The 13,294-nt window shown below is 64.3% G+C and carries 13 protein-coding genes; 11 read left to right on the forward strand and 2 right to left on the reverse strand.

Annotated elements, in window-relative coordinates; genetic code table 11:
• Positions 1-44 precede the first annotated feature (44 nt).
• Together ABIB95_RS07600 and ABIB95_RS07605 are read left to right on the forward strand one after the other, a co-directional pair.
• On the forward strand, positions 45-563 hold the full coding sequence (locus ABIB95_RS07600) for a hypothetical protein (protein WP_354238420.1): 519 nt from the start codon (positions 45-47) through the stop codon (positions 561-563).
• Positions 563-1,417, forward strand: a complete 855-nt coding sequence (locus ABIB95_RS07605) for a lytic transglycosylase domain-containing protein (RefSeq protein WP_354238422.1) — start codon at positions 563-565, stop codon at positions 1,415-1,417. The genes ABIB95_RS07600 and ABIB95_RS07605 overlap by 1 nt, the downstream gene beginning before the upstream one ends.
• A 48-nt stretch (positions 1,418-1,465) precedes the next feature.
• Here the strand turns inward: ABIB95_RS07605 and ABIB95_RS07610 are convergent, their stop codons facing one another.
• Together ABIB95_RS07610 and ABIB95_RS07615 are read right to left on the reverse strand one after the other, a co-directional pair.
• Positions 1,466-1,783, reverse strand: coding sequence for a FecR/PupR family sigma factor regulator (locus ABIB95_RS07610; RefSeq protein WP_085402775.1), 318 nt, complete (start codon positions 1,781-1,783; stop codon positions 1,466-1,468).
• Positions 1,680-2,339 carry an RNA polymerase sigma factor gene (locus tag ABIB95_RS07615; RefSeq protein ID WP_354122546.1) on the reverse strand — a complete coding sequence of 220 codons (660 nt, stop codon included), beginning with the start codon at positions 2,337-2,339 and terminating at the stop codon, positions 1,680-1,682. Before ABIB95_RS07615 ends, ABIB95_RS07610 begins: the two co-directional genes overlap by 104 nt.
• A 307-nt stretch (positions 2,340-2,646) precedes the next feature.
• On the opposite strand from ABIB95_RS07615, the gene ABIB95_RS07620 reads away from it, so the two are divergent.
• From ABIB95_RS07620 to ABIB95_RS07660, 9 genes are all read left to right on the forward strand, one after another.
• The gene (locus ABIB95_RS07620; protein ID WP_354238425.1) at positions 2,647-4,440 is read left to right on the forward strand and encodes a ShlB/FhaC/HecB family hemolysin secretion/activation protein; all 1,794 of its coding nucleotides are present in this window, start codon (positions 2,647-2,649) and stop codon (positions 4,438-4,440) included.
• On the forward strand, positions 4,441-6,381 hold the full coding sequence (locus ABIB95_RS07625) for a DUF2341 domain-containing protein (RefSeq protein ID WP_502917802.1): 1,941 nt from the start codon (positions 4,441-4,443) through the stop codon (positions 6,379-6,381).
• 4 nt (positions 6,382-6,385) lie between these two features.
• Positions 6,386-6,790, forward strand: coding sequence for an ExbD/TolR family protein (locus ABIB95_RS07630; RefSeq protein ID WP_027534659.1), 405 nt, complete (start codon positions 6,386-6,388; stop codon positions 6,788-6,790).
• Between the two features lie 9 nt (positions 6,791-6,799).
• Positions 6,800-7,516 carry an energy transducer TonB gene (locus ABIB95_RS07635; RefSeq protein WP_354238427.1) on the forward strand — a complete coding sequence of 239 codons (717 nt, stop codon included), beginning with the start codon at positions 6,800-6,802 and terminating at the stop codon, positions 7,514-7,516.
• A 52-nt stretch (positions 7,517-7,568) separates the two neighbouring features.
• Positions 7,569-9,368 carry a putative porin gene (locus tag ABIB95_RS07640; RefSeq protein ID WP_354238429.1) on the forward strand — a complete coding sequence of 600 codons (1,800 nt, stop codon included), beginning with the start codon at positions 7,569-7,571 and terminating at the stop codon, positions 9,366-9,368.
• A gap of 2 nt (positions 9,369-9,370) precedes the next feature.
• Complete coding sequence (locus tag ABIB95_RS07645) at positions 9,371-9,964, forward strand: hypothetical protein (RefSeq protein WP_071915573.1); 594 nt, start codon at positions 9,371-9,373, stop codon at positions 9,962-9,964.
• A complete protein-coding gene (locus ABIB95_RS07650; RefSeq protein ID WP_354238431.1) occupies positions 9,961-11,001 on the forward strand; it encodes a peptidylprolyl isomerase in 1,041 nt (346 codons plus the stop codon). The genes ABIB95_RS07645 and ABIB95_RS07650 overlap by 4 nt, the downstream gene beginning before the upstream one ends.
• Positions 11,002-11,209: 208 nt before the next feature.
• Positions 11,210-12,661 (forward strand): undecaprenyl-phosphate glucose phosphotransferase, encoded by a 1,452-nt coding sequence (locus ABIB95_RS07655; RefSeq protein ID WP_354238433.1) that lies wholly within the window; start codon positions 11,210-11,212, stop codon positions 12,659-12,661.
• Positions 12,662-12,926: 265 nt separating this feature from the next.
• Positions 12,927-13,289, forward strand: coding sequence for a helix-turn-helix domain-containing protein (locus ABIB95_RS07660; protein WP_354238435.1), 363 nt, complete (start codon positions 12,927-12,929; stop codon positions 13,287-13,289).
• The last annotated feature ends 5 nt before the right edge of the window (positions 13,290-13,294 follow it).

Consider the following 13,294-nt stretch of genomic DNA (forward strand, 5'->3'; position numbering starts at 1 on the left):
CCGATGATGGAGGCGGAGGAGGCGCCTTGACGGCGGGTCCGCAAATGTTACTCATCGTGCAGGATACGATCCGACGATATCGAATTATGTTAATGCTCGCCCGCGGCCCGGCCAACGAACCTGCCGGCTGGTGGAGGAACAGGGCTATGAGCCGAGTTTTGCATTGGTCCGCGCGCACGGGTGGCCACGCTCTCGCGGCCGGTCTCGTCGCGCTCGCGGCGGCGGGAGGTGCGGGGGCGCAATCCGCCAATCCGGGCAATCCACCGGTAGAGCGGCAGGGCACAATCATCGGCGGGCAGGGGACGAAGCCCACGTACGAACGCTGCGTCGATGTGCAGATCGGAAACGAGAGCGCGTTCGGTTGCATCAACCAGCAACTCAAGCGCGAGGTCAACAAGGTCAATCCTTCGCTCAACCTGCCACCGGTCGACGCGCGCTCGTCCGACGTGCGTGTCGGCAACCCGAACGAGGCGGCCGTTCGCCAGCAATATGGCTCAAATTACGGTCGTTCGGCCGTTCCCTTTCGGCCATCCGCTCCCACCATCGTGCCGCCGCACCGCTGATGCCTGGATCCGCTTCACACCTGCAAGCCAGTCGAAGCATACGCCGGTCGTGGCGGGTCGCAGCGCTGTGCCTGCTGATCGTCGCGAGCGGCGAGGGGCGCGCCCAGGAGCACGACGAGCGCAGCAAGGCCGAAATCGGCCACGTCGCGGCTTCTGTGGACGATGCTGATGATGGCGCAGTGGAGCCTTTGGCGCTGGAGCCGTTTGCGCCGCGTCCGCTTACTGCCGCCGATTTCCCTCCCGCAAATCCGCTGCTTGCCAATTTCACGTACCGCACCAGCGCCATGTTCGGCCGCGACTGGCGCGCCGGCCGTGCCGAGTACCGGCAACTGGTCGAGCGCGAAGCGCTGGCTTTCGGCCTGCCGCCCGCGCTGGTCGATGCGGTGATGGCGGTCGAGAGCCGATACAATCCCGCCGTGGTCGGCATGGACGGCGAGGTCGGGTTGATGCAGGTGATGCTGCCGACTGCACGGATGATGGGTTTTGCCGGGACGCCGGCTGAGCTGGCTTCGCCCGAGGTCAACGTGCATTACGGCGTTCGCTATCTCGCCGGTGCCTGGCGCCGGGCCAACGGCGATCTCTGCACCGCCACGATGAAATATCGCGCCGGCCATGGCGAGACGCGGTTCTCGTATCTGTCGGTCGAGTATTGCACACGCGTCCGCGCGCATCTGGCGGCCAACGGCGTCGCCGTCACCGGTTCCGTTCCACCACCGACGTTCGGACGGACTTCGGCGGGCGGCGCGCCCGCACGTGGTCGGGTCCTGACGGGAGGCAGCACGATCAATTTCGCTGCTCTGAACACGCGCCTGCGCGGCGTGGCCGATCGCAAGACGCCGTCTGATTTGCATTGACAGGCTGCAGGAGGCGGAACCTGCGGCTCGCAGGTCGAGCCTGATGCATTATGTGCGGGCTTTGCCCTTCGATGCGCGCCGCCGCCGGCTTGCCGGCGCGGGACGGCCGGTTGCAAGCGCCTGGCCGATGGCGCGCCAGCACTTTACCGCATCGCGGAAAGCATTTTCATGCGCGGAACTTCGCCCGCGCCAGTCCATAAGCTGTTCGGCATCTGCAAGCGTCGCCTCGCCCGACTTGAGGCGCATGATCCATGAAAGGGCTTCACGGATTAAGGGATCCAAGTGATCGACCTGATGGCTTCGCTTCGTCACGATCCAGCGCTTTCCCGCACACGCCGGGCGTGAGCGGATGCTCGCGATCGGCATATCTATGTACGTAAGACGAAGCTGGACGCTGAAAACCGAATTTGGTCCGCACGGGACGTTTGAGACGATCAGCGCAATGCTCGACTGCCTGCTTGAGGTCGGTCTCGACAGTGCGGACGGTAACGCCGAGAAGGGCCGCGATCTCTCGGTTCGGCATGCCGTCGATGCGCGAGAGCGTCAGCACGCGTCGGCGGCGCTCGGGAAGCTCGGCGATTGCGTGCCTGAGCAGATTGACCTCGGAGCGATCCTCGATCACGCGCGCGGCGTCGGGCCGGTCGTCGGGAATTTCGAGCAGGGCATCGACCTCGTCGACGGTGAGGCGGCGCTTCTCGGCGCGGCGGCGGTCCGCAGCGATATTGAGCGCGATGCGGAATAAATAAGCCTTCGGGCTGCGCACCGGCCCAAGCTCGCGCATGCCTTCGAGACGAAGGTAGGTTTCGTTGAGCGCTTCGGAAGCAAGGTCCGAGGAGCCCAGCCGGCGCGTCAACCTGCGATCGAAGTCGACATACTCTGCGAGCAGAAGCGTCCGCAAGCTGCTGATGCTGTCGATGGTCATGCTACGCCCCACTTCACTCAGTCCCCAATTTGTGGCCGGACGGTAGTAAGGCCGCACAACGGTAATGTGACGAACTGTTATCGAGTAACAGACATCGAGTGATGGTGGCGTTATGTTGCGTGAAATCATCACACGAACGATCGAGTGGCGTCGCGAGCATCGTAAAAAAGTTTTCGCTGCGCCTGCGCGCGCAACGTCTATCGGATAAGGCCCTCGCAGACCGGCGTCTCGGTCGGTTTCGGGCTGTCCGAAGGACGCTGCGGTCGCCGAAGGGCGTCTGCAATGCGAGCATGATATCGAGGCTGGGGTGAATTCGCGTCGTCTGTATCATAATGGCGCGCGCCGTCATGCGCCGCCGCCGCTGCGCGCTGTGCGGAGTGGTCGGTCTGATGCGGCATGTGCCTCGCGTCTCGCCATCTGCGGCTTGATCATCTGCGCGATCTGCACGAAGCCGGCCGCGGCGAAATCCGAGGCCGACGCGAGCAAGCCGGCTGCGGCGAAGCCTGCTGCCGCCGCGCCCGCAAACGCCAAGCCGGCCAAGAGTGAGGCGGAGGCGGCCAAGCCGGCAGCACCGGAAACCCGCTTCGATATCGACGAGTATCGTGTCGAGGGCGCGGACAATCTGCCGCAGATCGAGATCGAGGCTGCGGTCTATCCCTTCCTCGGTCCGGACAAGAGCTCGCAGGATGTCGAGAAGGCCCGCGCCGCGGTGGAGAAGGCCTATCACGACAAGGGCCTTCAGACCGTCAGCGTGGCCGTGCCGCAGCAGGATGCGCAGCGCGGCTTCGTCGTGCTCAAGGTTACCGAGAACCGGGTCGGACGCCTCCGCGTCAAGGGCTCGCGTTATTTCGACCTCGACAACGTCAAGAGCAGCGCGCCATCACTGAAGGAAGGAACGCTGCCGAATTTTCAGGACGTCACGAAGGACATCGTCGCGCTGAACCGCTGGCCGGACCGGCGCGTCACGCCGGCGCTGCGAGCTGGCGTCGCGCCCGGCACCGTCGACGTCGATCTCAACATCGAGGACACGCTTCCGCTCCACGGCAGCATCGAGCTGAACAACAAGCAGAGCCCGAGCACCACGCCGCTGCGTACCAGCATCTCGATGCGCTACGACAATCTCTGGCAGCTCGGTCACTCCATGACCTGGACGTACCAGGTCTCGCCGATGAACCCGAAGGACGCCATGGTCGTGTCGGGCTCGTACCTGGCGCGGACCGAAATCGACTGGCTCAGCGTCCTCGTCTATGGCCTGACCTCGGACAGCTCGGTCGCGACTGTCGGCGGCTCGAATGTTGTCGGCCCCGGCCAGGTGGTCGGTGGACGTGCGGTGCTGACGCTGCCGTCCAGGGGCGAACTGTTCCACACGCTGTCCCTCGGGATCGACTACAAGGATTTCAAGCAGTCGCTCAAGCTCGGCTCCGATGCCTTCGACTCGCCCGTGACCTATGTGCCGCTCGTCGGCACCTATGGTGCAACCTGGCAGGGCGAGGGGCGGCTCACGCAGCTCAACGCAACGATCACGGCAGGCTTGCGCGGCATCGGCTCCAGCCGCGACGAGTTCGACGCCAAGCGTTTCGACGCGACCGCGAGCTTCATCACGCTGCATGCCGACATCTCGCACACCCAGGATTTCGCCGGCGGGTTCCAGCTCTACGCAAAACTGCAGGGACAGGCGGCGGATCAGCCGCTCGTGTCCAGCGAGCAATTCAGCCTCGGCGGACAGGACACGGTGCGCGGTTATCTCGAATCCGAGGTGATCGGCGATTACGGCGTCGCCGGGACGCTGGAGCTGCGCACGCCCAATCTCGCACAATATCTCGAGCAGAAGCTGCCCAATCCGCTCGGCGAATCCATCAAGTACAACGCCTTCGACGACATTCGTTTCTTCGCTTTCGCCGACGGCGGCAATACCAGAATCCACAAGCCGCTCATCGATCAGGAATCGCATTTCGACCTCGCAAGCTACGGAGTCGGCATGCGCATGAAGACCCTTCGCTACCTCAACAGCATTGTTTTCGTCGGTATGCCGCTGACCAGCCAGCAGGTCACCGTCGCCAATCATCCACGGTTCAGCTTTCGGGTCTGGGGAGAATTCTAGATGTCGCTCCTTCGCTTTGGATCACGCCCCGGACTTCGCCTGAGCGCGCCGGTGATGCTCGCCTTCGTCTTCCTCGCCGCGCTGTGGCCATCGCCCGCGGCGGCGTGGTGGAACGATCAGTGGACGCTGCGCAAGAAGATCACGATCGACACCGGTCCGTCCGGTGCAGGGATCAGCGATGCCATCGGCACCACGCCGATTCTCGTGCGTCTGCATGTCGGCAATTTTCGCTTCGGTGGGGCGAAGGATGACGGCGGCGACCTTCGCTTCGTTGCCGGCGACGACAAGACGCCGCTCAAGCACCATGTCGAGAAATACGACTCGCTGCTCGGCGAGGCGCTGGTCTGGGTCGGCGTTCCCGACCTGAAGCCGGGGACCAAGAACGACATCTGGCTCTACTACGGAAACCAGAAGGCGCCGACCGCGGTCGACGCGAAGGGTACCTACGATCCCGACACCCTGCTGGTCTATCATTTCAACGACCGCTCGACGCCGGCGCAGGACATCACCGCCTGGGCGAACGCCGCCCAGAACGCGGTCCCGGCTGCCGACGGCGCCATCATCGGGCAGGGCGCGCGCCTCGATGGGCAGACTGCGCTTACGCTTCCCGGCTCGCCCTCGCTCGTGACCGCCGAGGGCGGCGAACTGAGCTGGTCGCTTTGGATCAAGATGACCGCGCCACAGCCGGGCGCCGTGTTGTTCGCTCGTAGCGAGGGTACGAACGGGCTGACGGTTGGGCTGGACAACGGTGTGGCGTTCGTGGAGGTCACGAGCGGCGGCAACACGCAGCGTGCCGCCGGCGGGGCGGCGATCGCGGCCGGGACCTGGCACCAGGTCGCATTCACGGCGAAGGGCGCCCAGATCATCCTTTACGTCGACGGCAACCAGGTCGCGACGCTTGCTGCGGCCCTGCCCACCATGACCGGCGTGGCGCAACTCGGTCGTGCCGCTACCGCGGCAGCTCCCGCCGCGGATGCAGCCGCGCCCGCAGCCGACGCGGCTCAGGCGACGCCGCCCGCGGCCGCGCCTTCTGGCTCTGCCGCCGGCTTTGCCGGTGACGTCGACGAGCTTGCGATCGCGAAGGTCGCGCGCTCGGCCGGTTTCATCAAGCTGTCGGCGGTCGGGCAGGGGCCCGACCAGGCCAAGCTGATCTCGTTCAGCGTCGACGAGGAGAATGCGGGCTGGTTCAGCGGCGGCTATTTCGGCGTGATCCTGCGCTCGGTGACGTTGGACGGCTGGGTCGTCATCGGCCTGCTCGGGATCATGGCGTTGATCAGCTGGTACGTCATGGTCGATCGCATCTCGTATCTGAACCGCGTCTCGGCCGGCAACACGATCTTCCTCAAGCATTTTCGCGAGACCTCGACCGACATCGGCGGGCTGCTCCAGCTCGACAATCAAGAGAACGATCCCAGCTTCGGGGGCGAGCTCGGCAAGAAGCAGCGCAAGGTGGTCCATGCCGCGCCGCTCTACCGCCTGTTCGCGGCCGGTGCGCAGGAGATCCGGCGCCGCTTTGCGGGCGGCGGTTACCGCCGGCTGTCGCCGCAGGCCATCCAGTCGATCCGCGCCGTGCTCGACAGCGGCTTCGTGCGGGAGAGCCAGCGCCTCAATCGCCTGATGGTGATGTTGACGATCGCGATTTCTGGCGGCCCGTTCCTCGGCCTGCTCGGCACCGTGGTCGGCGTCATGATCACCTTCGCGGCGATCGCGGCCAGCGGCGACGTCAACGTCAATGCGATTGCGCCGGGTATCGCGGCCGCGCTGGTCGCCACCGTCGCAGGCCTCGGCGTCGCGATCCCCTCGCTGTTTGCCTACAACTACCTGACGATCCGCATCAAGGATGTCAGCAGCGAGATGCAGGTCTTCGTCGATGAGTTCATCACGCGGATCGCGGAGTCTTACGAGCTTCCGGAAGAGCCGGTGAAGCAGGCGGCGGAGTAAACCCATGCAAGTCCAGTCCGAGAGCAAGCCGTACGACGACATCAACATCACGCCGATGCTCGATCTCGCCTACGTGCTTCTGGTGATCTTCATCATCATGACCACGGCGACCGTGCAGGGCATGAAGGTGAACCTGCCGAAGGCGAGCGCGGCGCCGAGCCTCGCACAGCAGACCACCAAGGCGATCACAGTCGCCAACGACGGCAAGCTGTTCCTCGACACCATTCCCGTGACGCTGCCCGAGCTCGAGCAGCGACTGGTGCAGCAGCGTGCGTTGACGCCCGAATTCCCGATCGTCGTGCGCGGCGACAGCCAGACCCAGTACCAGAACGTCGTCGACGTGCTCGATCTGCTCGGCCGCCTCAACTTCACCCAGGTCGGCATGGCGACCAAGCCGTCGGCGCGATGAGACGGGACGATGGCGTGGGGCGACGACAGCAACGACGAGGACGGCACGCCAGCGTGGCGGCGCTATCTGCTGCTTGGCGGCTCGGCGCTTGTCGTGATCGCGCTGGTGGTCGGCGTCGTCATCATGGTGATGAGCGGCGACAAGGATCCGCCGCGCAAGGTGAACGAGCTTCAGGTGACGATGGTGCTTCCACCGCCGCCGCCTCCGCCACCACCGCCCCCGCCCGAGCAGCAGCCGGAACAGCAGCCCGAGCAAAAGGTGATGGAGCAGACGCCGGTCAAGGATGTCGTCGAGGAGAAGCCGGTCGACATTCCAAAGGACGCGCCGCCCGATGCCGGACCGGATCCGACGCCGGGGCCGCCGGATCTCGGTCTCGGCACCGGGCCGGGCAGCGGTGGCTTTGCACAGGGCAAGGGGCGCGGGGGTGGCGGAGGCGGCGGCAACAGTCGCTTCGGCTGGTACGCGAGCATGCTGCAGTCGCAAATCGACGCTGGACTCCAGGCGAATGAAAAATCTCGCGACGCCGCGTTCCGCACCGTCGCCAGGGTGTGGCTCGACAATTCCGGCCGGGTCAGTCGCGTGCAGTTGTCGCCATCGACGGGCGACAACGCGCTCGACGTGGCCATCCGTGACCAGGTGGTGGGCGGCCTGCGCGCACGCGAGCCGCCGCCGAAGGACATGCCGATGCCGATGATCATCCGCCTCACGGGCCAGAACCGGGGGTGAGTGCGGTGAGACGAGTGACTGTGAGTGAGTTGAGAGCAGAAGAGGTGATGTCATGTGGCGTGAAATGAAGACGCGAGAACTGGCAGCGACGGCAGCGGTGCTGCTTGCGCTCGCAGTCCCCGCCGCGGCGCAGGACGACGGGATGCCGCAGGGCAAGCGTCCGACCGTCTCGCGCGACGCGTCGCCTTCATCGAACGCGACGGTCAACCTGATCAATCTGCTCGTGAAGCAGGGAACGCTGAGCGAGGAGCAGGCCGCAGTCCTGGTCAAGCAGGCCGACGACGAAGCCTATGTCGCCCGCCAGGCGACGCGCGATGCCGCGGCCAAGGCGGAAGGCGCGGAGAAGAAGGCGACCAGCGCTGCCGACGCAACGTCGCCGCCCGGCACCAAGCGCGTCACCTACGTGCCCGAGATCGTGAAGAAGCAGCTGCGCGAAGAGATCAGGGCCGAGGTGATGGACCGCGCTCACAAGGAGAACTGGGCGTCGCCCGGGAAATACCCGGAATGGGCGCAGCGGATCCGGTTCTACGGCGACATCCGCGCGCGGTACGAGGGAGATTATTTCCCGGCGGGGAATAGTGGGTACCTCGAGAACTTCAACGCCATCAATACAGGTTCGCCGTTCAATGAGGATAACGCGACCAATCCTTACTTCCCACCGACCTACAACGCGACACAGGACCGCAACCGCTTTCGTTTTCGTGCGCGACTGGGAGCCGACGTTGACTTGTTCGACGGGTTCACCGCTGGCTTGAGGATCGCGACCGGGGAGAGCAGCTCACCCGTTTCGACCAATCAGACGTTCGGCGGAAATGGCGGCAACTTCTCGAAGTACGCAGTTTGGCTTGACCGCGCCTTCGTCAAATATGAGCCGGTACGGGACTTCGTCAGCTCTGTCGGCCGCTTCGACAATCCATTCTGGTCGCCGACAGATCTGGTCTGGTACAAGGATCTCGGTTTCGATGGTTTCGCAATTCAGGCCAAGCAGGAAGTTGCAGAGGGTTTCACGCCCTTCTTCGTCGGCGGCGCCTTCCCGGTCTTCAACACTGATCTCAACGCGGGGCTTAATACTGCCGACCTGTCGGGACCAGCGAAGATGCCGAGCCGAGACAAGTGGCTGTTCGGCGCCCAGGGTGGTTTCGGCGCAAGACTAGATTCCGAAACCAATCTCACCTTGGCATTCGCCTACTATGACTTCACTAATTTGAAGGGCAAACTTTCCAGCGAATGCTTGGTCATCACTGCGAGCGATATCTGCGACACGGATGTGCTGAGACCTTCCTTCGCGCAAAAGGGCAACACGTATATGCGCTTGCGCAACCTTGCGTTCACGCCCATCACTACGGCGCAATATCAGTACTACGGCCTTGCCAGCGACTTCCGGCCGGTGGTCGCGAGCGCGCAGCTTGATTTTACGCAGTTCAATCCGATTCACATCATCCTGGACGGTGAGTATATCTGGAATACGGCATTTAACCGGAGCGCCGTTGCCGCTGTCGCGGTGTTTCCGAACAATTTCAGCTCAACGACAGACGGCAGCGCGAGCGTGTACAACGGTGGCAACCAGGGCTGGCTTGCGCGCATGACCGTCGGCAACAAGGAGATCAAGCATCTCTGGGACTGGAACGCGCATGTCGGCTACAAATATCTGGAGTCCGACGCGATGGTGGACGCGTTCGTCGATTCCGACTTCGGCCTCGGTGGCACCAATCTCAAGGGCTATTTCATCGGCGGCAATGTTGGCCTCGGCGAGAACATCTGGGGATCGGTGCGCTGGATGAGCGCGAACAACATCGCCGGCCAGCCGTACAAGGTCGACATCGTCCAGCTCGATCTCAACGCGAGGTTCTGATCATGCGGCTGTTGCGTCTGTCGTCAATTGCTGCACTGGCGCTCGTCGTCGCCTCGGCCGCCCATGCCGACCAGGAAAGCGATCGCTTGCGCGAGGCGCTGCGCAGCGCCACCGCGCAGGCGCGGGCCGCCGAGGATCAACGGGCCGCAGTCCAGGCCAAGCTGACCGCGGCCGAGCAGGAGCGCGACCGCCTGCGTAAGCAGATCGAGGGCTATCGCGCCCAGGTCAAGGAAGCCGAGCAGGCCTATCGCCAGGCGGTGAAGGACTTCAACGAGCGGATCGCCGAGCGCGACGATTCCCTGGAGAAGTGGAAGGCCGCCTATGGCGAGGCGGCGGGCGTTGCGCGGACCAAGGACGCGGAGCGCTCCAAGTTCGAAGGCGAGGCGACGAGCTGGAAGGCAAGCGCCAAGGCCTGCGAGGCCAAGAATGTCCGTCTCGTCAGGATCGCCGACGATACCGTCAAGCAATATGAGAAGATGGATCCGCTGGAGAAGGTGATCCACCACGATCCCGTGATCGGGTTCAAGCGGGTCGAGCATCAGAACGCCGCCCAGGATCTTCGCGACCAGATCATCGAACAGAAGGCTAAGCCATGACCCGGAACGTTTTCAAGCTCGTGCTGCTAGCCGGTGCGCTCCACGCTGCGGCGTCATCGTCGGTACTCGCGCAGACGCGCAATCCGCCCCAGCCCGCAGTTCCGCGCGCAACGCCTGCGCCCGCCACTCAGGCGGCGGCGCAGCCGGCTCCTGCGGTGCAGGACAATGCGGCCGTGAAGGGCAGCGAGATCATCGCCCGCGTCGGCGACAGCGACGTCACCGCGGAAGAAGTGCGCGCCACCATCCAGCTTCTCGATGCGCGCCAGCAGGCCGCGATGGCGCGTGATCCGGCGCTGCTGAGCCAGACCGTGCGCGCGATCCTCGCCAACCGCCTGGTGCTCAAGGAGGCCGCGGCCAAGAAGTGGGACCAGCAGCCGGCCGTCGTGACGCAGCTTGCGCGCGCACGCGATACCTTGATCGTCGAGAGCTACCTGCAATCAGTCACGGCGCTCGGCGACAGCTATCCGAGCGAGGCTGACATCAAGAGCGTCTACGAGGCGAACGCCAGCGCGTTCCTTGTTCCCCGCCGCTTCCGCCTGGCCCAGATCGTGGTCAACCTCGCCAAGGACGCCGACAAGGCGGCCGAGGACACGGCGCGCAAAAAGCTCGATGACATCGTGCGGAAGATCAAGCAGCCCGGCGCGGAGTTCGGTCCGATCGCGAAGGCATCGTCCGACGATGCGGCAACCGCGGGGCGGGAAGGGGAGATCGGCTGGGTCGCCGAGCCCGATATGCGCAGCGAGATCCGTGGGCAGGTCACCGGCCTGCCGAAGTCGGGCATTGCCGATCCGATCCGGCTCGAGGACGGCTGGCACGTCCTGAAGCTGCTCGACACCGAGGCGTCGCATACGCGGCCGCTGGCGGACGTGCGGGAGGCCCTCGTGCAGCGGATGCGGGCCGAGCGCATCGAGGCCAACCGCCGTGCCTATGTGGCGGAGCTCTTGAAGCAGACCCCGCCCGTGGTCAACGAGATCGCGCTGTCCAGACTGATCGAGCCTAAACCCGACGCCAAGCCGGACGCTGCGCCGTCGCGCTAGACGAGCAATGACCTGAAGCGCGATGACGATTCAGCCTGATCTCATCGCGCTTGAGCACACGGCGGATTGCAAATTCATGTCAGTCGGATGACGAGGCGAATGCACCGTCATCCACGGATGATACATTGGTTAACAGACAGTAAAAGTATCATAATTATGGTACAATGCCCGTGGTATCCGGATCGCGAACCGACCCCGGGGGCGAATTGTGACCGACCTGACCAATGCGGGTGAGCCGATATCGGCGTTCGAGGGCCGATCGCGGGTCCGTCTGACGATCCCGTTCAGCTTCATCGAGCCCTTGTTCGCGGCCGTCGACGGCTCGATCATCGTCGCAGCGGGCGCCATCGGCGGCATCGCCTATCAGCGCGCGCTTGGTGGCACCGCCGACGGTTCCTTCTATGCCGGGCTCGGTTTGGTGGCGAGTTTCGCCTATGTCCTGGTCGCGCATTTCCTCGGTCTCTACCGGTTGAACCAGCTGCTGGACGACGAACTCGACGGCGGACGGGTCTTGGCCGGCTGGTGTCTTGCTGCTCTCGTCCTCGCGGTCGTGCTGTTTCTGTTCAAATCCGGCGGCGACGCATCGCGTGGCTCGGTCGTCTGCCTCTTCGCGATCGGCGGCGCCGGCCTTCTCGTCGCGCGCTGGCTGGGGAAACGACGCCTTCGTTCGGCGCTTGTCGCCGGCACGATCCGCGGGCGGCGTGTGGTGGTGATCGGAACGCAAGGCGAGCTGGCCCAGTTCGGAAGGAGCGACCTGCTCGCCAGATTTGGCCTGCACGAGGTCGAGCGCATCACTTTGCCGAGGGACGAAGCGCCAAAACTCTCTGCTCCGCGGAGGCACGAAGACGAGCTGATGAAGCGCATACGGGAGGCCGCTGCCGAGGAGATCGTGCTCGCGCTGTCCTGGTCCGGTCCCCGCGACATCGAGGCCTTGCTCGACCGGTTGCGCGTCATTCCGCTTCCGGTGCGCCTGTTACCCGATCGCGCGGTGTCGACCGTGCTGCGCCACCAGACCTCGATGCCTCAACGGCTCTACATGGTGGAGGTGCAGCCGGCGCCGCTGTCGGTTCTCGATCGCCTGACCAAGCGGCTGCTCGACATCATCGTGGCGGCGACGTCGCTGGTTGTGCTGTCCCCCGCACTGATCCTCGTCGCAATCGCGATCAAGCTGGAGTCGAAGGGGCCGGTGATCTTCCGGCAGCGCCGCCATGGCTTCAACGGCAAGCCGTTCGTGATCTACAAGCTGCGCAGCATGAGCGTCCAGGAGGACGGCGGCGCGGTCGTGCAGGCGACGAAGCAGGATCCGCGCGTGACCCGGGTCGGACGCCTGATCCGCCAGACCAGCATCGACGAACTGCCGCAACTCCTCAACGTGATCCAGGGCCATATGTCGATCGTCGGGCCGCGCCCGCACGCGCTGGTGCACGACTACGAGTACGGCAGCATGATCGCGAACTACGCGTTCCGCCATCACGTCAAGCCGGGAATTACCGGCTGGGCGCAGGTTCAAGGCTATCGCGGGGGCACGCCGCGGCTCGAGCTCATGGAACGGAGAGTTGCACTCGACTTATGGTATATTGATAATTGGAGCCTGATATTGGATATTCATATCATGCTGAAGACGGCATTCGAATTGATCCGGCCGCGCAACGCATATTGACCATAGTTTCCCGGCCGCAATCGGCCTCGATGCGGCGTCGTCGCACGAGTTAACATTGGTACATTTGGGAATGATCTGTTCGGCGGCGCGACCGGTTGGAGCACGGGACCGCACTTTATGATGTCCTGTCGCATCGGCGGACGCATGCGCTGACGGGTCAGCCGGCCGATAGCCGGTCCAGGATTTCTCGCTGGCCTATTGAAAACGTTCACGATTCGCGCTTACTAAGTCCGGACTGGCAAGATTCTGGCCGGAGAGGACCACTATGGTTGGCAAGAGGCATGCCTCGGAGGAGATTTCGGCCAAGCTGGCGCAAGCCAACGAACTTGCGGCCAAGGGGAAGACCCAGCGGGAAATATCGAAGGCGCTTGGCGTCAGCATCATGACCTACCACCGCTGGAAGAAGATGCCCGACTCGTCCGAGCCGGTCGGTGGTCGGCGCGGCGAGGCCGATGGCCGGCCGCTCGGTTCGTCGGACGCCAGCAGTGTGGACACAATCAAGCGGTTAGAGCTTGAGAACGCGCAATTGCGACGTCTTGTGACCGACATGCTGCTGGAAAAGCTGAAATACGAAGAGGAACTTCGGACGCGCCAGGGAACGCGCTTGCGGCGTCCCGACAGCGGCTAGCGCCA

It is taken from the genome of Bradyrhizobium sp. LA2.1, from assembly GCF_040547725.1.
In the GTDB taxonomy this organism is placed as follows: Bacteria; Pseudomonadota; Alphaproteobacteria; order Rhizobiales; family Xanthobacteraceae; genus Bradyrhizobium; species Bradyrhizobium barranii.